Source organism: Geodermatophilus sp. SYSU D00705, from assembly GCF_054050135.1.
On sequence record NZ_JBJGYT010000054.1, the window covers coordinates 1 to 18085 of the forward strand.

The window sequence follows — 18085 nt, forward strand, 5'->3', positions numbered from 1 at the left end:
ATAATCGCTGTGTCACCGGTTCAAATCCGGTCACCGCTACTCTCGACGGACCCCGCACCCCGGGGTCCGTCGTCGTGGGGGGGGCGCCCCCCCCCCCCGCCCCGCCCCCCCCGCCCCCCCCCCCGGGAGGCTCTCGTCCGTCGCTGCGCGGGCCAGCGCGCCCGGCTCAGGCCGGACGCAGCCGGCCCTCCAGCCAGTCCGCCGCCATCTGCCGGGCGCGGTGCACCGGGTCGCCCGGCTCCAGGCCGGACGTGGTGGCCTGGCGCGCGAGGCGGACCAGGCGCCGTCGTAGAAGGACAGCAGATACGGGTTCGGCCTGTACCTGCCGCGGTCCGGTGCGGACCCGGGGCTGACCCCGGGGGTCGCGGGCGGCATCTCCGCAGGCGGCTACCTCGCCTACTGCGTCGCGGCCGTCCTCGGCCTGCACCTGGTCGGCCGGGGGCGGGCGCGTCGAGCCCTGTGGTGGGCCGGCCTCACGGCGGCGGGGGGCTCGCTGGTGGTCTCCGCCGCGGAGGCGGTACCGGTCCTGGCGATCGGGGCGCTCGTCGCCGGCAGCGGTGCCGGTGCCGCGAGCCCGGCGCTGGTGGCCGCCGTGGCCGGGACGGTGTCCCCGTCTGCCGAGCCGCGGTCCCAGGCGGTCGTGAACAGCGGCACGGGGGCGGAGGGGGCATCGGCGGGCTGGTGGTCCTGGCCTGGCCGGAGGAGTGGCGGTGGGCATGGCTCGGCTTCGCCGCCGCCGCGCTGCTCGTGACCTGGTGGACCGACCGCTCCGCCTGCTGGTGCCCGCCCTCGGCCGCTCCCGGTGGGCCGGCGTCCGGGCCGCGACCGCTGCGCCTCGGGCGCGCGCTGACCGCCGGTCTGCTCGCCGGCGCCGGTGGGGCCGGGGTGTGGACGTTCGGTCCGGAGGCGACGACCGGGAGTGGACGTCCACCCGGGTCACCGGGCTGCTGTGGTGCCTGCTGGGCGGGGCCGCCCTCCTGGGCGGCTGCAGCGGCAGCCTCGTGCGCCGCGCCGGCCTCCCCGCCGCCTGGGTGGTGTCGGCGGGAACGGCCGCCGCGGGGACGGCGCTGCTCGCCTGGCGGCCGGGGTCGGTCCCGCTCGCCGCGGTGGCGCTGTTCGGCTGCGGCTTCGTCGCGCTGAGCGGCGTGCTCATCGTCTGGGGGTGGCCGGCTGGCGCCCGGGGCGGCTGCCCCGGCCACGGCCCTGCTGTTCATCGCCCTGACCACGGGCCAGGCCGTCGGGGCTCTCCTCCTCGGCGTCCTCGCCGGCGCCGCCGGGACACCGGCCGCCCTCGTCGCCGCCGCGGGGCTCGTGCCGGCCGCCGCGGTCGCCGCTCCGCGCGCCGGTCACCGGGCGACGCCGGCGGAGCGGTCAGGACGGCGTGGGCACGGCTGAGCGCAGCTGCCGGCGCCACCGGGTGAACAGGCGGGGCTGGTTCATCCCGAGGACGGCGACGGGCTGCCCGTCGCGCTCGTAGACGACCAGGAAGCTGCGGTCGGCGCAGCTGCCCTCCACCACGCGGGCCACGTCGCCCTCGCGACGGGAACCCGCGAACTGGATGCGGGCGCCGTACTGGTCGGACCAGAAGTAGGGGACCGCGGCGGGCGCGGGCTCCCCGGTGCCCAGCAGGGTGGCGACCGCGGCGGCCGGCTGCTCCAGGGCGTGGGTCCAGTGCTCGACGCGGACGTGCCGCTCCGCGGAGGCCGACCACGCCGCGGCGCAGTCACCCACGGCGACCACGCCCGGGACGTTGGTGGCGCAGCGCGCGTCGGTGAGGACGCCGTTGCCGAGGGCCACACCGGAGTCGGCCAGCCACTCGGTGTTCGGGACGGCGCCGATCCCCACCACCACCACGTCGGCGGGCAGGCGGGTGCCGTCGGCGAGCTCGACTGCCTCGACCCGGCCGGTGCCGACCACTCCGGCGACCCCGGTGCCGACCAGCAGCCGGGTGCCGTGGTCGGCGTGCAGCCCGGCACAGACCGTGCCCATGTCGGTGCCCAGCGGGCCCGCGAGGGGGACTGGCTGGGTCTCGACGACGGTGACCTCCAGCCCGAGCGTCCGGGCCGTGGAGGCGACCTCGGCCCCGATGAAGCCGGCGCCGATCACGACCAGGCGCCCGCCGGCGACGAGGTCCTCCCGGAGGGCGACGGCGTCGTCCAGGGAGCGCAGCACGTGCACCCCGTCGAGCCCCTCGCTGCCGGGCAGGCGCCGGGCCCGGGCGCCCGTGGCGAGGACGACGCCGTCGGCGCGGAGCTCGCTGCCGTCGTCCAGGAGCACCGAGCGGCCGGTGCGGTCCAGGCCGACCGCCCGGCGGCCCAGCCGCCACTCGAGACCGAGGTCCGCGTCGTCGGGCGTGCCCAGGGCGATGTCGTCCAGCGAGGCCGTGCCGGCCAGGAACTCCTTGGACAGCGGCGGGCGGTCGTAGGGGGCGTGCACCTCGTCGCCGATGACCACGATGCGGCCGTCGTAGGACTGTTCCCGCAGGGCGCGCGCCGCCGACAGGCCGGCCAGGGAGGCCCCGACCACGGCGACGGTGGGGGTCATGCGGCACCGTCCGCGGCGATCCCGGGCTGCACGTAGACCATGCCGTCCTGGACCACGACCCGGTGGGTGCGGACCGCGGTCTTGGCCGGCGGGCCGGACACCTTCCCGGTGCGCAGGTCGAAGCAGGAGGCGTGCAGGGGGCACTCCACGGCGCAGCCGTCCAGCCAGCCGTCGGACAGCGATGCGTCCTGGTGGGTGCACGTGTCGTCGATCGCGTAGAAGTCGCCGTCGACGTTGAAGACGGCGATGGGCTCGGTGGCCTCGACTCGGGTCGCCTCTCCGGGCGGCAGCGCGGTCGTGGGGCAGACCGGGATCATGGGCGCTCCAGCTGGTCGGTGTTGCGGTATCTGCAACTCACTGCTGATAGCGCAACAGCATGCGCGCGCGGGAGGGGGGCGTCAAGAGACGACCCGGCACGTCCGGCATGCCCGCCTACTCTGGCGTCATGAGTGGGCCGCAGGGTGAGAGCGCAGACCGGGGTTCGGTCGCCGTCGTGCAGTCCGTCGACCGGGCACTGAGCGTCCTGGAGATCCTGGCGGCCCAGGGGGAGGCCGGGGTCACGGAGGTGGCCGCCGAGCTCGGTGTGCACAAGTCCACGGCCTTCCGGCTGGTGGCGGCACTGGAGAGCCGCGGCTTCGTCGAGCAGTTGGCCGACCGGGGCAAGTACCGGCTGGGCTTCGGGGTCGTGCGCCTGGCCGGCGCGGCCGCCGCGCAGCTGGACATCGCCCGGGAGGGGCGGCCGATCTGCGAGGCGCTGGCCGCCGACCTCGAGGAGACGGTGAACATCGCGATCCTGGACGGCGACCGCGCGGTGAACGTCAGCCAGGTCCGCGGGCCGGCCGCGCTCAGCACGCACAACTGGGTCGGGCAGGGCACCCCGCTGCACGCGACCTCCAGCGGCAAGGTGCTCCTGGCCTACGCGCCCGACGCCGTCCGCAAGGACGTGCTCTCCCGGGAGCTGCCGCGCTTCGCCCCCGCGACGATCACCGATCCCGAGGTGCTGCGGCAGGACCTCGACCGGATCGTGGAGCAGGGGTGGGGCGCCACCGTCGAGGAGTTCGAGGTCGGGCTCAGCGCGGTCGCCGCACCCGTCCGCGGTGCGGACGGAGACGTGGTCGCGGCGCTCAGCGTCTCGGGGCCGTCCTTCCGCATGGCCGAGGAGGACTTCCCGAGGCTGGCCCGGCGGGTGCAGTCCGGTGCCGAGGAGCTGAGCCGGCGGCTGGGCTACTTCGCACAGTCCCGCTGACTCCCGGCCGGGCGCTGCCGGCCGCGCGCGTCCGCGCGTCCGGGCTCGGTGCCCGGTGCGCGTTCTGTGCGCACACCGTCGACGCGGCGGTGTCGAGAGGACGTCGTGTGCACACGGCGGTGACCGGCGAGGTCGGCGCCGAGCGTCCACGGGGTGGCGGAGGGGGGCGACGGGACGGCGTCGGTGCGCGCGCTCTGTGCACAGAGCGTCGCGGGGGCGGCGTCGGGAGCACGTCCTGCGCGCACGACGTCGGCGGGGCGTCGTCGGGTGGGCGCGCGGCGTCCGGTGCTCCCTGCTTGCGCACCCCGCGTCGGCGGCGCTGACGCTCCGAGAAGGACCCCATGGGATTCGTGGCGGAACAGGTTGTTGCGTAGAGCGCGACTCGCTCTGTAATGTGAAACACACCGGTCGTCCTCAGCTTGCTGGCGGACGGCGACCGTGGCTAGTCGCAGACCTGTGTCCGACTTCCGGCGTCCCGCAGATCGCCGACGGAACCCCGAGGTGCCGTATGACCACCACCGAACAGCCCGCGAGCCTCATCTCCACGCTGCCGGGCCACTACTACACCGACCCCGGCGTCTTCGCGCTGGAGCAGTCGCACGTCTTCGAGGACATGTGGTTCTGCGTCGTGCGGTCCAGTGACCTGGCCAAGCCCGGCTCCTTCAAGAAGGTGCAGGTGGGCAGCGAGAGCGTGCTCGTGGTCCGCGGCCGGGACGGGCAGTTGCGGGCCTTCCTCAACATCTGCCGGCACCGCGGCGCGCAGATCTGCACGGAGGACTCCGGCGCGACCAACCGGGCCTTCCGGTGCCCGTACCACGCGTGGACCTACGACCTCGAGGGCAAGTTGATCGCGGCCCCGAACCTGAAGAACATGCCCGACATCGACCGGGCCGAGTACGGCCTGGTCAACGTGGCGCTGCGGGAGTGGCTGGGCTACGCCTGGGTGTGCCTGGCCAAGGAGCCCCCGTCCTTCGAGGACAGCGTGATGGGCGAGATCGTCGAGCGCCTCGGGAGCGTGGAGGCGATCGACCACTACGACCTCGACTCGCTGTCCGTCGGCCGCCGCGTCACCTACGACGTCAAGGCCAACTGGAAGCTGATCATCGAGAACTTCATGGAGTGCTACCACTGCGCGACCATCCACCCGGAGCTCACCGAGGTGCTGCCCGAGTTCGCCGACGGCTACGCGGCGCAGTACTTCGTCGGGCACGGGGCGGAGTTCGGCGACGACGTCAAGGGCTTCACCGTCGACGGCAGTGAGGGTTTCGACCGGCTCCCCGGTGTCGACGAGGAGCAGGACCGCCGTTACTACGCCATCACGGTCAAGCCGACGGTGTTCGTCAACCTCGTGCCGGACCACGTCATCTTCCACCGCATGTTCCCGGTCTCGGCCGACCGGACGATCGTGGAGTGCGACTGGCTGTACACGCACGACGTCGTCGAGTCGGGCCGGGACGTGTCCCGCTCGGTGGAGCTGTTCCACCGGGTCAACGAGCAGGACTTCGCCGCCTGCGAGCGGACCCAGCCGGCCATGTCCTCCCGTGCCTACGCCAAGGGCGGCGTGCTGGTGCCCTCCGAGCACCACATCGGTGCCTTCCACGAGTGGCTCACCCAGCGCCTGGGGCGCTGAACCACCGGTGCTCCGGGGCCGGGGGGACGACGTCCCCCCGGCCCCGGAGCCGTCTCCGTCAGACGACGACGTAGCCGTCGCCGGTGGCCGCGACCGCGCCGAGGCGGACGAGTCGCTCGAGGTGCAGGAGGGCGGTGCGCCGCTCGACCGCGTCGACGAGCGGCGACCGCACGTGGGGGCGGTACACCAGCCGGTGGGCGACGACGTCCTCGAGCGTGCGCGGCTGCCGCAGCAGGTCCAGGAGCACGTCGTCCCGACGGCGGATGACCGCCGCGAACCGGTCCAGCATGCCGAGGAAGGCCGCGCTGCCCTCGACCACGCCGACGTGGTGGGAGGTCCCGTACCAGCGCGCCTCGACGTCCCGCAGGCGCGCGATCGAGCTCTCGAAGTCCTGCAGGCTGCTCGACAGGTCGCCGTAGTAGGGGCCGAAGGACGTGAGGTCGACGTCGGCGAGGAACAGGAAGCCGTCGGGCTCGACGAGGAAGCCGCAGTGACCCGCCGTGTGTCCGGGCAGGTGGACGACGGTCACGGTGCGACCGCCCAGGTCCAGCACCTCCCCGTCCTCGAACGTGCCGACCTCCCCGTGCCCGGTCAGGGAGAAGGTGTCGCGGAACTGCTCCCGGAGGACCGTGGCCTCGTCGGGGCCAACCCCGAAGCCCGCGAGCAGGGCCTCGGGGGACCGGACGGCGGCCGCCTCGGCGGGATGGGCGAGGACCGGGACGTCGGCGAACAGGGAGAGCCCGGTGAGGTGGTCCTCGTGGGCGTGGCTGACGGCGACCAGGTCCACCGCGGCCGGCACCCCGCCGCGCCGGGAGACCTCGGTCGAGGGATCGACCAGCACGGTGCCGTTGCTGCCCCGGACCAGCAGGGAGTTCCCGCCGGGGTAGCGGCCGCCTCCGGGTGAGCCGAGGACGGTGACACCCCCGTACGACACGTCCCCGCACGCCGCGGGCTCTCCGCTCACCGGTCGTCGCTGCCGGTGTCCGACAGGCGGGTCAGCCAGGCCTGCCGCCACGCCTCGGTCCGCGCCACCTCGTTGAAGGTGAACAGGTGGAGGCCCTGCAGGCCGTGCCCCGGCTCGCCGAGGGCCGGTGCGAGACGCTCGACCAGGCGGTCCGGCCGGTAGCCGTGCGGGAGGAAGAAGCGCCAGAACAGGCTGTGCTGCTTGAGCAGGAACCGGGCGGACTGCCCGAGCCCCAGCCCGGCCGAGATGCGCACCAGCTTCTGGCGCGTCACCGCACCGGGGAGCCCGACCCGGATCGGCAGGTCGACGCCGCGTGCCCTGACCTGACGTGCCCACGCCGTCGTCGTCGACGGGTGGAAGCACAGCTGGGTGATGACGTGCGTCGCGTGCGGGGCCTTCCGCTCCAGTGCCTGCTCGATGAGCTCGGCGCTGATGTGCCCGTGCCCCTCGGGATAGCCGCCGATCCCCACCCGCCGGAAGGAGTGGCCGGCGGTCTCCAGCTCGAGGAGCAGGCTGAGCGCGTCGGGGAACGCCCCCGCGGGCTCGGCCGCGTCACCGCCGACGACGAACACGCTGTCGACGCCGGCGGCGCGCAGGCGGGCGGTGACGTCGGCCAGGTGGGCACGGTCCCTGACCAGCCGGGCGGCCAGGTGCGGCGTCGCGTCGAACCCGTGCCCGGACAACCGCTCGGCCAGCTCCAGCGTGGGCGCCAGGCCCTTCGCCTCCGTCACCGTCACCGTGAGGGGCACCGTGCGGGGGACGGACTCGACGACCGCCTCCTCGGCGCCCCGCAGCGGCAGGACCTCGTAGCTCGCACCGCGCAGCGCCCGCTCCACCGCGGCGCGGGACCGCCGCGCCGGCCGGCCCCCGTCCCGAGGCGGGGACCCCGCGCCCGTGGGCGCGCCGGACGTCTCAACCGACACGGCACACCTCCGCGGCGACGGTCGTGTCCTCGCCGTGGCCCGCCCTGACGACGGTGTCCCCGGGGAGGGTCAGCAGACACGAGCGGATGGAGTGCCGGATCGACGTCCGGTCGCCGGGGGAGTGCCCGGGGCCCCCGCGCAGCAGCGTGTCCCCGGTGAAGACGGTGTCCAGGTCGCGCGCGTACAGCGAGGTGCTGCCCGGGCTGTGGCCCGGCGTGTGCATCGAGAGCAACCGCGTCCCGGCCACGGAGAAGGGCGTGCAGTGGCCGACGGGCTGATCGGGCAGCGCCTCGGGGTGGACGCTCCGCCACAGCGGGAGGTCGGCGGCGTTGAGCCAGATCGGTGCGCGGGTGGCCTCGCGCAGCGCCACGGCGGCGGTGATGTGGTCGCTGTGCCCGTGGGTGAGCACGATCGCCGTCACGGTGCGTCCGCCGACCGCCTCGACGATCGGCTCGGCGCGGTGGGGGGCGTCGATGACGAGCACCTCGTCGTCGTCGCCGACCAACCAGACGTTGGTGTCGGCGTCCTGCCCGGCCGGGCCGGGGACGAGGAGACGCTCGGTCCGGGCGCTCACTTGTCCAACACCACGACGGAGCGCAGCACCTCACCCCGGCGCAGGTTGTCGAAGGCCTCCTCGACGTCGTCCAGGCCGACGGCCTCGGTGACGAACCGGTCGAGCGGGAAGCGGCCCTGCAGGTACAGGTCGATGAGCATCGGGAAGTCGCGGCTGGGCAGGCAGTCGCCGTACCAGGAGGACTTCACCGCACCGCCGCGGCCGAAGACCTCGATCAGCGGCAGCTCGATCGTCATGTCCGGGGTCGGGACGCCGACGAGGACGACGCGACCGGCCAGGTCGCGGGCGTAGAACGCCTGCTCGAACACCGCGGGGTGACCGACGGCGTCGATGGCGACGTCCACGCCGAAGCCGCCGGTGTGGCCCTTGATCGCCTCCACCGCGTCGGTCTGCCTGGAGTTGACCGTGTGGGTGGCGCCCAGCTGGCGGGCCCACTCCAGCTTCCGGTCGTCGATGTCGACGGCGATGATCGTCGTCGCGCCGGCCAGCTTGGCGCCGGCGATCGCGGCGTCACCGACGCCGCCGCAGCCGAACACCGCCACGCTCTCGCCGCGCTTGACCGCACCGGTGTTGATCGCCGCGCCGACGCCGGCCATGACGCCGCAGCCGAGCAGGCCGGCGGCGGTCGGCGGGGCGGCCGGGTCGACCTTGGTGCACTGGCCGGAGTGGACCAGCGTCTTCTCCGCGAACGCGCCGATGCCCAGCGCCGGGGACAGCTCGGTGCCGTCCTTGAGCGTCATCTTCTGCGTGGCGTTGTGGGTGTCGAAGCAGTACTGCAGCTCGCCCTTGCGGCAGGCGCGGCACTCGCCGCACACCGCGCGCCAGTTGAGGACCACGTAGTCGCCGACGGCGACGTTGGTGACGCCCTCGCCGACGGCGGAGACCACGCCGGCGGCCTCGTGGCCCAGCAGGAACGGGAACTCGTCGTTGATGTTCCCCTCGCGGTAGTGCAGGTCGGTGGCGCACACCCCGCACGCCTGCACGTCCACGAGCGCCTCACCCGGGCCGGGGTCGGGGACGATGATCGTCTCGACGGTGACCGGAGCACCCTTGCTGCGGGCGACGACGCCCTTCACCTCATGGGCCATGGCGCTGGATCTCCTCTCTGGGGATGTGGGGACGACACGTCCGGCCTCCCTGCAGGGCCCGCCGCGAGCGTGCGAGTGGTGGGGCGCAGGGAGGTCCTCTCACGGACCTCTTGACCCCTGCCGAGACCCACCCTACGGTGTTGCACGACTGATATACCAGTCTTCGGCTCCATTTCATGACAGAAGGGACCCCGGCATGGTCGTCCAGGTTGAAGCCGCTCCGGACCGCGTCCTCGACCGATCGCTGGGAGACACCGACCCGGAGGTCTTCGCGGCGATCTCCGCCGAGCTCACCCGGCAGCAGACCACCCTGGAGATGATCGCCAGCGAGAACTTCGCCCCGGTGGCGGTCATGCAGGCCCAGGGCTCGGTGCTGACCAACAAGTACGCCGAGGGGTACCCGGGCCGGCGCTACTACGGCGGCTGCGAGCACGTCGACGTCATCGAGCAGCTGGCCATCGACCGGCTGAGGGCGCTGTTCGGCGCCGAGTACGCCAACGTCCAGCCGCACTCGGGCGCGCAGGCCAACGCCGCGGCGATGTCCGCCCTGCTCGAGCCCGGCGACACGATCCTCGGCCTGGACCTCGCCCACGGCGGTCACCTCACCCACGGGATGAAGCTCAACTTCTCCGGGAAGCTCTACGACGTCGCCGCGTACCACGTGGGCCGCGAGGACCACCGGGTCGACATGGCCGAGGTCGAGGAGCTGGCGCGGGAACGGCGGCCCAAGCTCATCGTCGCGGGCTGGTCGGCCTATCCCCGCCAGCTGGACTTCGCCGAGTTCCGCCGGATCGCCGACGAGGTCGGGGCCTACCTGATGGTGGACATGGCCCACTTCGCCGGTCTCGTCGCCGCCGGGCTGCACCCCTCGCCGGTGCCGCACGCGCACGTGGTCACCTCGACCACCCACAAGACCCTGGGCGGCCCGCGCGGCGGGGTCATCCTGGCCACCGCCGACCTGGCCAAGAAGTTCAACTCGTCGGTCTTCCCCGGCCAGCAGGGCGGCCCGCTCGAGCACGTGATCGCCGCCAAGGCGGTGGCCTTCAAGCTGGCCGGCGAGCCGGCCTTCCGCGAGCGCCAGGAGCGCACCCTCGCCGGCGCGCGGATCCTGGCCGACCGGTTGCTGGCCCCCGACTCGCGCGCGGCGGGCATCGACGTGGTCAGCGGCGGCACCGACGTCCACCTGGTCCTCGTGGACCTGAGGGAGTCCGCCCTCGACGGCCGGCAGGCCGAGGACCGGCTGCACGCCATCGGCATCACCGTCAACCGCAACGCCGTGCCCTTCGACCCCCGCCCGCCGATGGTCAGCTCCGGTGTCCGCATCGGCACCCCGGCGCTGGCCGCCCGCGGCTTCGACCTCGACGACTTCGCCGAGGTCTCCGACGTCATCGCGGCCGCGCTCCGGCCCTCGACCGGGGACGACGAGCTCCCCGGGCTCCGCTCGCGGGTCACCCGGCTCGCCGACCGCCACCCGCTCTACCCCGACCTGACGGAGGTCTCCCGATGAGCCCCCGCACCCCCGGCGCCGACCTGCCGGACCACCCGGACGCCCTCTGGCGCGACGCGGAACCGAAGCGCTCCTACGACGTGGTGATCGTCGGCGGGGGCGGGCACGGCCTGGCCACCGCCCACTACCTCGCCAAGAACCACGGCATCACCAACGTCGCGGTGCTGGAGAAGGGCTGGCTGGCCGGCGGCAACATGGCCCGCAACACCACGATCATCCGGTCCAACTACCTGTGGGACGAGAGCTCGGCCATCTACGAGCACGCGCTCAAGCTGTGGGAGGGGCTCGAGGACGACCTCGACTACCCGATCCTGTTCAGCCAGCGCGGCGTGCTCAACCTGGCCCACACGCTGCAGGACGTCCGGGACAGCGTGCGCCGGGTCGAGGCCAACAAGCTCAACGGGGTCGACGCGGAGTGGGTGGAGCCCGACGAGGTCCGCAAGATCTGCCCGATAGTCAACACCTCGGGCGACATCCGCTACCCGGTCCTGGGGGCGACTTACCAGCCGCGCGCCGGCATCGCCAAGCACGACTACGTGGCCTGGGGCTTCGCCCGCCGGGCCTCCGAGGCCGGCATCGACCTCATCCAGGACTGCGAGGTCACGGGGTTCACCACCGACGGCGACCGGGTCACCGGGGTGCAGACCAGTCGCGGCACCATCGCCGCCGGCACCGTCGCGCTCTGCGCGGCCGGCCACACCTCGGTGCTCACCGACATGCTCGGCATCCGCGTGCCGGTGCAGAGCCACCCGCTGCAGGCGCTGGTCTCCGAGCTGCTCGAGCCGGTGCACCCCACCGTGGTCATGTCCAACGCCGTGCACGTGTACGTCTCGCAGGCGCACAAGGGCGAGCTGGTCATGGGCGCCGGGGTCGACTCGTACAACGGCTACGGCCAGCGCGGGGCGTTCCACATCATCGAGCGGCAGATGGCCGCGGCCGTCGAGCTGTTCCCCGTCTTCGCGCGGGCGCACCTGCTGCGCACCTGGGGCGGCATCGTCGACACCAGCCCCGACGCCTCGCCGATCGTGGGGCGGACCCCCTACGACAACCTCTACCTCAACTGCGGGTGGGGCACCGGCGGGTTCAAGGCCACCCCCGGCATCGGCTGGGCCCTGGCCGCCACCATCGCCTCCGGCGAGCCCCACCCGACCGTGGCGCCGTTCAGCCTCGACCGCTTCGTCACCGGCGCGCTCGTCGACGAGCACGGCGCTGCCGCCGTCGCCCACTGACCCCAGGGAGTCCCCGTGCAACTCATCCCGTGCCCGTGGTGCGGCCCCCGCGAGGAGGTCGAGTTCTCCTACGGCGGCCAGGCCCACGTCCCGTACCCCGACAGCCCTGCAGAGCTCTCCGACGAGCAGTGGGCGCACTACGTCTTCTTCCGCGCCAACACCAAGGGCCGCTTCGCCGAGCGCTGGAACCACAGCGCCGGCTGCCGCCGCTGGTTCAACGCGATCCGCGACACCGCCACCTACCGCTTCGAGCGCGTCTACCGCCTCGATGACCCGAAGCCGGTGACCTCATGACGACTCCGTTCCGCACGCCCGAGGGCGGCCGCATCGACCGCGCCACCACCGTCGAGTTCACCTTCGACGGGCAGCGGCTGACCGGCCACCCCGGCGACACGCTGGCCTCGGCGCTGCTCGCCTCCGGCCGGCACCAGGTGGCCACCAGCATCAAGCTCGGCCGGCCGCGCGGCATCGCCGCGGCCTGGGCCGAGGACCCGGGCGGCCTGGTGCAGATCGAGGAGCCCTTCCCCGAGCCGATGCTGCTGGCCACCACCGTCGAGCTGTTCGACGGCCTGGTCGCCCACGGCCTGCCGGGACAGGGCCGCCTGGCCGACGTCCCGGACTCCGCGCGCTACGACGCCGTCCACCACCACGTCGACGTCCTCGTCGTGGGCGCGGGGCCGGCCGGGCTGACCGCGGCGCTCAGCGCCGCCCGGGCCGGCGCCCGGGTGGCGCTGGTCGACGAGCAGTCCGAGGCGGGCGGGTCCCTGCTGTCGGGCACCGACCGGCTCGACGGCGTCCCCGCCCTGGACTGGGTGGCGGACGCGGTCGCGGAGCTGTCCCGCCACCCCGAGGTGCTGCACCTGCAGCGCACCACCGCCTTCGGCAGCTACGACGACGGCTTCGTCCTGGCGCTGGAGCGCCGCACCGACCACCTCGGCGCGGCCGCGCCCAAGCACGTCTCGCGGCAGCGGATCTGGCGCATCCGGGCGCGGTCGATCGTCGTGGCGACCGGAGCCCACGAGCGGCCGGTCGTCTTCGCCGACAACGACCGCCCGGGCACCATGCTCGCCGGCGCCGCCCGGACGTTCCTGCACCGCTACGGCGTGCTGCCCGGCCGCGAGGCCGTCGTCTTCACCACCAACGACAGCGCCTACGACGCGGCCCTGGACCTGTCCCGCGCCGGTGTGCGGGTGCAGGCGGTGGTCGACGCCCGGCCGGAGGGCTCGCCGCGGCGGCGCGAGGAGTGCGAGCGCGCGGGCATCCGGGTCCTGGACGGCGCCGTCGTGACCGGCACCCAGGGCGTCGAGCGGGTCACCCACGCGCTCGTCGCCCCACTCGCCGGCGGGGAGGTCGGCGCGAGCAGCGCCATCGCCTGCGACCTGCTCCTGGTCAGCGGCGGCTGGAACCCCGCGGTGCACCTGTTCAGCCAGGCCCGTGGCCGGCTGCGCTACGACGACGCCCTCGGCGCGTTCGTCCCGGGGGAGGAGCTCGACGGCCTGGCGGTCGCGGGCTCCGCCGCCGGCGTGCTCGACCTGGCCGGCTGCCTGGCCGACGGGCAGCGGGTCGCCCGCGCGGCGCTCACCGCACTGGGCACGGAGCCGGCGGGGGAGGACCGGCTGCCCGGCGCCCCGGAGCCCGTCGCCCCGACCGCGCCCCTGGTGCTGTGGCGGGTGCCGGACACCGCCGGGGGCAGCACCTCGTTCGTCGACCTGCAGCGCGACGCCACGGTCGCCGACATCACCCGCGCGGTCGGCGCCGGCCTGCGCTCCATCGAGCACGTCAAGCGCTACACGACGATCGGGACGGCGCACGACCAGGGCAAGACCTCCGGCGTCCTCACCTCGGGGATCGTCGCCGAGCTCCTGGGCGTCCCGGTGCAGGACACCGGGACCACCACGTTCCGGCCGCCCTACACCCCGGTCGCCTTCGCCGCGCTGGCCGGCCGCGACCGCGGCCGGCTCTTCGACCCCGAGCGGGTCACCGCGCTGCACGAGTGGCACGTCGCGGCGGGGGCGGTCTTCGAGGACGTCGGCCAGTGGAAGCGGCCCCGCTACTACCCGAAGCCGGGTGAGGACATGGAGGCGGCGGTCCTGCGCGAGTGCGCCGCGGCCCGCACGGGCGTCGGCATCCTCGACGGCTCCACCCTCGGCAAGATCGACGTCCAGGGCCCCGACGCCGCCGTGCTGCTGGACCGGCTCTACACGAACCTGATGAGCAGCCTGAAGGTCGGCTCGGTCCGGTACGGCGTCATGTGCGGCGTCGACGGCATGGTCATCGACGACGGCACGGTGCTGCGCCTGGCCGAGGACCGCTTCCTCGTCCTCACCACCACCGGCGGGGCGGCGAAGATCCTCGACTGGATGGAGGAGTGGGTCCAGACCGAGTGGCCGGACCTCCGCGTGCACTGCACCTCGGTCACCGAGCAGTGGTGCACCTTCCCCGTCGTCGGCCCGCGCTCCCGCGACGTCGTCGGCGCGCTGTTCCCCGACGTGGACGTGTCCAACGAGGCGTTCCCGTTCATGACCTGGCGGGACACCACCCTGGAGGGCGTGCCGGTCCGGCTGGCCCGGATCAGCTTCTCCGGCGAGCTGGCCTTCGAGGTCTACGTCAGCCCCTGGTACGCGGTCGCGGTGTGGGAACGGCTGCTCGAGGCCGGCCGGCCGTACGGCATCACGCCCTACGGCACGGAGACCATGCACGTGCTCCGCGCGGAGAAGGGCTACCCGATCATCGGGCAGGACACCGACGGCACCGTCACCCCGCAGGACCTGGGCATGGCCTGGGCGGTGTCGAAGAAGAAGCCCGACTTCGTCGGCAAGCGCAGCTTCGCGCGGCCGGCCAACCAGGACCCGCTGCGCAAGCAGCTCGTCGGGCTGCTGCCGGTGGACCGGGAGACCGTGCTGCCGGAGGGCTCGCAGATCGTCGAGTTCCGCACCGACGGCCAGCTGCCGCCCCCGCCGGTCCCGATGCTCGGGCACGTCACCTCCAGCTACCGCAGCGCCGAGCTCGCCCGCCCCTTCGCCCTCGCGCTGGTCAAGGGCGGCCGCGAGCGCATCGGCGAGACCGTCCACGTCCCCGTCAACGGCACCCTGGTCCCGGTCGAGGTCACCGGGTCGGTGCTGGTCGATCCCGAAGGAGCCCGTCGCGATGGCTGAGCTGCTGCGCACCCACCCGCTGGAGGCCTGGAGCGCCACCTTCGAGCGGCTGCCCGATCCGGTCGGGATCACCGTCGAGCCGTTCGTCGCGATGGTCGACGTCCGGCTCGGCGAGGTCGACGCGCAGGCGTCGGCGGCGCTGGGCGTCGACCTGCCGACGACCCCCAACACCTGGGTGCCGGCCGCTGCCGGGCGGGCCGTGTGGCTCGGCCCGGACGAGTGGCTGCTCACCAGCACGACCGAGACGCCCGGGGAGCTCGAGGCCCGGGTCCGCGCCGCCGTGCTGCCGCTGGGCGGGTCGGCGACGGACGTCTCCGCGCAGCGGATCGGCCTGCGGCTGACCGGGGCGCGGGTGCGCGACGTCCTGGCCAGGGGCTGCTCGATCGACCTGCACCCGCGGGTGTTCGGCCGCGGCAGCAGCGCGCAGACGGTGCTCGGCCAGGCCGGCGTCGTCCTGCTGGCCCTGTCCGACGCCGGCGACGACTACGCCGTCCTCGTCCGGTCCTCCTTCGCCGGCTACCTCGCCGACTGGCTGCTCGACGCGGCCCTCGAGTTCACCCCCACCACCCACGACCGCTGACCGTCCCGTCAGTCAGGAGCGAAGCAATGTCCACCACCCCTCGTGTGGTCATCATCGGAGCGGGGATCGTCGGCGCCAACCTCGCCGACGAGCTCACCGCCCGCGGCTGGGACCGCGTCACCGTGGTCGACCAGGGGCCCCTCCCGCTGACCGGGGGCTCCACGTCGCACGCCCCGGGGCTGGTCTTCCAGACCAACGCCTCCAAGACGATGACGGCGTTCGCCAGCTACACGGTCGAGAAGCTCAAGGCCATCGACGTCGACGGCGCCTGGTGCTTCAACCAGGTCGGCGGCCTCGAGGTCGCCACCACGCCGGAGCGGCTGGCCGACCTGCACCGCAAGCAGGGCTGGGCCACCTCCTGGGGCGTCGAGTCCCAGGTGGTCGACGTCGACGAGTGCGTGCGGCTGCACCCGCTGGTCGACCGCGAGCGGATCCTCGGCGGCCTGCACATCCCCTCCGACGGCCTGGCCAAGGCGTCCCGGGCGGTCGTCGCGCTGGCCCGCCGCGCCGAGGCGCGCGGCGCCCGGTTCCAGGGCTCGACCCGCGTGACGGGCATCGAGCAGACCGGCGGCCGGGTCACCGGCGTCCGGACCCCGGACGGCGTCATCCCCGCCGACCTCGTCGTCTCCTGCGCCGGCTTCTGGGGACAGGAGCTCGGGGCCATGGTCGGCATGGACGTGCCCCTGCTCCCGCTGGCCCACCAGTTCGTCTGGACCGGCCAGGTGCCGGACCTGGTCGGGCGCAACACCGAGCTCACCGAGGCGAGCCTGCCGATCCTGCGCCACCAGGACCAGGACCTGTACTACCGCGAGCGCGTCGACTCCCTGGGCATCGGTTCCTACGCCCACCGGCCGATGCCGGTCGACCTGCGGGAGCTGCCGCAGGGCGACGGCGTCCGGGAGGAGTCGATGCCCTCGATGCTGCCCTTCACCGAGGAGGACTTCGCCGCGCAGTGGGAGGAGAGCCAGCTGCTGCTGCCCTCGCTGCGGAACTCGAAGATCGACTCCGGCTTCAACGGCGTCTTCTCCTTCACCCCGGACGGCGGCCCGCTGGTCGGGGAGTCCGCCGACGTCAAGGGCTTCTGGATCGCCGAGGCGGTCTGGGTCACCCACTCCGCCGGGGTGGCCCGGGCGGTGGCCCAGCTGCTCGTCGACGGGCGCAGCGAGGTCGACCTGCACGGCTGCGACGTCCACCGCTTCGAGGAGGTCCAGCTCGCGCCGGAGTACGTGAGCGAGACCTCGCAGCAGAACTTCGTCGAGATCTACGACGTGCTGCACCCGCTCGAGCCGCGGCAGTCCCCGCGCGACCTGCGGGTCAGCCCGTTCCACGCCCGGCAGCAGGAGCTCGGCGCCTTCTTCCTCGAGGCCGGGGGCTGGGAGCGGCCGCACTGGTACGAGGCCAACGCCGCCCTCGTCGACGAGCTGCCCGCGGAGTGGGTGCCGCCGGAGCGCGACGCCTGGGCGGCGCGGTACTGGTCCCCGATCGCCGCCGCGGAGGCGTGGAAGACCCGCACCGCCGTCGCCATGTACGACATGACGCCGCTCAAGCGGCTCGAGGTCAGCGGTCCCGGGGCCCTCGACCTGCTGCAGCGGCTGACGACGGGCCAGATGGACAAGTCGGTCGGGTCGGTCACCTACACGCTCGCCCTCGACGAGGCCGGCGGCATCCGCAGCGACCTCACCGTGGCCCGGCTCGGCGAGCAGCTGTTCCAGATCGGGGCGAACGGCCCGCTCGACCACGACCACCTCCGCCGCGAGGCGCCGGAGGACGGCAGCGTGCAGATCCGCGACATCACCGGCGGCACGTGCTGCATCGGCCTGTGGGGGCCGCGGGCCCGCGACCTCGTCCAGCGGCTCAGCGCCGACGACTTCTCCAACGACGGGCTGAAGTACTTCCGCGCCAAGCGGGCCCGGATCGGGGGCGTGCCGGTGACGGCGATGCGGCTGTCCTACGTCGGCGAGCTGGGGTGGGAGATCTACACCAGCGCCGACAACGGCCAGCGGCTGTGGGACGTGCTGTGGCGTGCCGGCCAGGACCTGGGCGTCGTCGCCGCGGGCCGGGCGGCCTTCAACAGCCTGCGGCTGGAGAAGGGCTACCGCGCCTGGGGCCACGACATGACCACCGAGCACGACCCCTACGAGGCCGGTCTCGGCTTCGCCGTCCGCAAGCAGAAGGACGGGTTCGTGGGCAGCGCGGCCGTCGCCGGGCTCAGCGACGACACGGTGAGCCGCCGGCTGTCCTGCCTCACGATCGACGACGGCCGCAGCGTCGTCCTCGGCCACGAGCCGGTCCTCGTCGACGGCCGCCCGGCCGGCTACGTGACCAGCGCGGCCTTCGGGCACACCGTCGGCCGGCCGATCGCCTACGCCTGGCTGCCCGCCACGGCGATCGTCGGCACGCAGGTCGAGATCGAGTACTTCGGCACCCGCGTCCCCGCGACCGTCGCCGCCGAGCCCCTCGTCGACCCCGAGATGGCCCGCATCCGCGGCTAGTGCCCTGACCACAGCCCGTGCGTCCGACGGACGCGCAACGGTTCGTGCACCCATCGTGGGCCGCCACCCGGCCGGGCCACGGTGAGGGGACACCGGGGCGGGCGCCGGGGCGGTGGACCACTCCCCCCCCGGTCGAGTGGTTAACCGCCCCGC

Annotated in this window: 14 protein-coding genes; 8 read left to right on the forward strand and 6 right to left on the reverse strand. The window is 73.9% G+C overall.

What is annotated here, in order from left to right:
- Positions 1-1371: 1371 nt before the first annotated feature.
- Positions 1372-2544 (reverse strand): NAD(P)/FAD-dependent oxidoreductase, encoded by a 1173-nt coding sequence (locus ACI78Q_RS22650; protein WP_456925724.1) that lies wholly within the window; start codon positions 2542-2544, stop codon positions 1372-1374.
- Positions 2541-2861: a bifunctional 3-phenylpropionate/cinnamic acid dioxygenase ferredoxin subunit gene (locus ACI78Q_RS22655; RefSeq protein WP_456925725.1), complete on the reverse strand. Its 321-nt coding sequence runs from the start codon at positions 2859-2861 to the stop codon at positions 2541-2543. The genes ACI78Q_RS22650 and ACI78Q_RS22655 overlap by 4 nt, the downstream gene beginning before the upstream one ends.
- 128 nt (positions 2862-2989) lie before the next feature.
- Here ACI78Q_RS22655 and ACI78Q_RS22660 point away from each other — a divergent pair, with 128 nt between their 5' ends.
- Positions 2990-3790, forward strand: coding sequence for an IclR family transcriptional regulator (locus ACI78Q_RS22660; RefSeq protein WP_456925726.1), 801 nt, complete (start codon positions 2990-2992; stop codon positions 3788-3790).
- A gap of 508 nt (positions 3791-4298) precedes the next feature.
- Entirely contained in the window at positions 4299-5420 is a 1122-nt protein-coding gene (locus tag ACI78Q_RS22665; RefSeq protein WP_456925727.1) for an aromatic ring-hydroxylating oxygenase subunit alpha, read from the forward strand.
- A gap of 58 nt (positions 5421-5478) precedes the next feature.
- Here ACI78Q_RS22665 and ACI78Q_RS22670 read toward each other — a convergent pair whose 3' ends face one another.
- Genes ACI78Q_RS22670 through ACI78Q_RS22685 form a run of 4 tightly spaced genes read right to left on the reverse strand, consistent with a single transcriptional unit; the run spans position 5479 to position 8969 of the window.
- Entirely contained in the window at positions 5479-6384 is a 906-nt protein-coding gene (locus ACI78Q_RS22670; RefSeq protein WP_456925728.1) for an MBL fold metallo-hydrolase, read from the reverse strand.
- Positions 6381-7307, reverse strand: coding sequence for a methylenetetrahydrofolate reductase (locus tag ACI78Q_RS22675; RefSeq protein WP_456925729.1), 927 nt, complete (start codon positions 7305-7307; stop codon positions 6381-6383). Before ACI78Q_RS22675 ends, ACI78Q_RS22670 begins: the two co-directional genes overlap by 4 nt.
- A complete protein-coding gene (locus ACI78Q_RS22680; protein ID WP_456925731.1) occupies positions 7297-7881 on the reverse strand; it encodes an MBL fold metallo-hydrolase in 585 nt (194 codons plus the stop codon). The genes ACI78Q_RS22675 and ACI78Q_RS22680 overlap by 11 nt, the downstream gene beginning before the upstream one ends.
- A complete protein-coding gene (locus tag ACI78Q_RS22685; protein WP_456925732.1) occupies positions 7878-8969 on the reverse strand; it encodes an S-(hydroxymethyl)mycothiol dehydrogenase in 1092 nt (363 codons plus the stop codon). The genes ACI78Q_RS22680 and ACI78Q_RS22685 overlap by 4 nt, the downstream gene beginning before the upstream one ends.
- A 196-nt stretch (positions 8970-9165) precedes the next feature.
- Here ACI78Q_RS22685 and glyA point away from each other — a divergent pair, with 196 nt between their 5' ends.
- The 6 genes from glyA to ACI78Q_RS22715 are packed head-to-tail and all read left to right on the forward strand — an operon-like array spanning position 9166 to position 17932.
- Positions 9166-10476 carry a serine hydroxymethyltransferase gene (glyA, locus tag ACI78Q_RS22690; RefSeq protein ID WP_456925733.1) on the forward strand — a complete coding sequence of 437 codons (1311 nt, stop codon included), beginning with the start codon at positions 9166-9168 and terminating at the stop codon, positions 10474-10476.
- Complete coding sequence (locus ACI78Q_RS22695; RefSeq protein WP_456925734.1) at positions 10473-11705, forward strand: sarcosine oxidase subunit beta family protein; 1233 nt, start codon at positions 10473-10475, stop codon at positions 11703-11705. Before glyA ends, ACI78Q_RS22695 begins: the two co-directional genes overlap by 4 nt.
- A gap of 15 nt (positions 11706-11720) precedes the next feature.
- Positions 11721-11999 carry a sarcosine oxidase subunit delta gene (locus tag ACI78Q_RS22700; RefSeq protein WP_456925735.1) on the forward strand — a complete coding sequence of 93 codons (279 nt, stop codon included), beginning with the start codon at positions 11721-11723 and terminating at the stop codon, positions 11997-11999.
- Positions 11996-14860: a sarcosine oxidase subunit alpha family protein gene (locus ACI78Q_RS22705; RefSeq protein WP_456925736.1), complete on the forward strand. Its 2865-nt coding sequence runs from the start codon at positions 11996-11998 to the stop codon at positions 14858-14860. Before ACI78Q_RS22700 ends, ACI78Q_RS22705 begins: the two co-directional genes overlap by 4 nt.
- Positions 14853-15440: a sarcosine oxidase subunit gamma gene (locus ACI78Q_RS22710; RefSeq protein ID WP_456925737.1), complete on the forward strand. Its 588-nt coding sequence runs from the start codon at positions 14853-14855 to the stop codon at positions 15438-15440. The genes ACI78Q_RS22705 and ACI78Q_RS22710 overlap by 8 nt, the downstream gene beginning before the upstream one ends.
- Before the next feature lie 26 nt (positions 15441-15466).
- Positions 15467-17932, forward strand: a complete 2466-nt coding sequence (locus ACI78Q_RS22715) for a GcvT family protein (protein ID WP_456925738.1) — start codon at positions 15467-15469, stop codon at positions 17930-17932.
- Positions 17933-18085: the final 153 nt, after the last annotated feature.

What these genes read in the sequence shown, in the direction of transcription:
- ACI78Q_RS22650 (WP_456925724.1), bottom strand. Translation starts at nt 2,544, where the DNA reads ATGACCCCCACCGTCGCCGTGGTCGGGGCCTCCCTGGCCGGCCTGTCG.
- ACI78Q_RS22655 (WP_456925725.1), bottom strand. Translation starts at nt 2,861, where the DNA reads ATGATCCCGGTCTGCCCCACGACCGCGCTGCCGCCCGGAGAGGCGACC.
- ACI78Q_RS22660 (WP_456925726.1), top strand. Translation starts at nt 2,990, where the DNA reads ATGAGTGGGCCGCAGGGTGAGAGCGCAGACCGGGGTTCGGTCGCCGTC.
- ACI78Q_RS22665 (WP_456925727.1), top strand. Translation starts at nt 4,299, where the DNA reads ATGACCACCACCGAACAGCCCGCGAGCCTCATCTCCACGCTGCCGGGC.
- ACI78Q_RS22685 (WP_456925732.1), bottom strand. Translation starts at nt 8,969, where the DNA reads ATGGCCCATGAGGTGAAGGGCGTCGTCGCCCGCAGCAAGGGTGCTCCG.
- glyA (WP_456925733.1), top strand. Translation starts at nt 9,166, where the DNA reads ATGGTCGTCCAGGTTGAAGCCGCTCCGGACCGCGTCCTCGACCGATCG.
- ACI78Q_RS22695 (WP_456925734.1), top strand. Translation starts at nt 10,473, where the DNA reads ATGAGCCCCCGCACCCCCGGCGCCGACCTGCCGGACCACCCGGACGCC.
- ACI78Q_RS22705 (WP_456925736.1), top strand. Translation starts at nt 11,996, where the DNA reads ATGACGACTCCGTTCCGCACGCCCGAGGGCGGCCGCATCGACCGCGCC.
- ACI78Q_RS22710 (WP_456925737.1), top strand. Translation starts at nt 14,853, where the DNA reads ATGGCTGAGCTGCTGCGCACCCACCCGCTGGAGGCCTGGAGCGCCACC.
- ACI78Q_RS22715 (WP_456925738.1), top strand. Translation starts at nt 15,467, where the DNA reads ATGTCCACCACCCCTCGTGTGGTCATCATCGGAGCGGGGATCGTCGGC.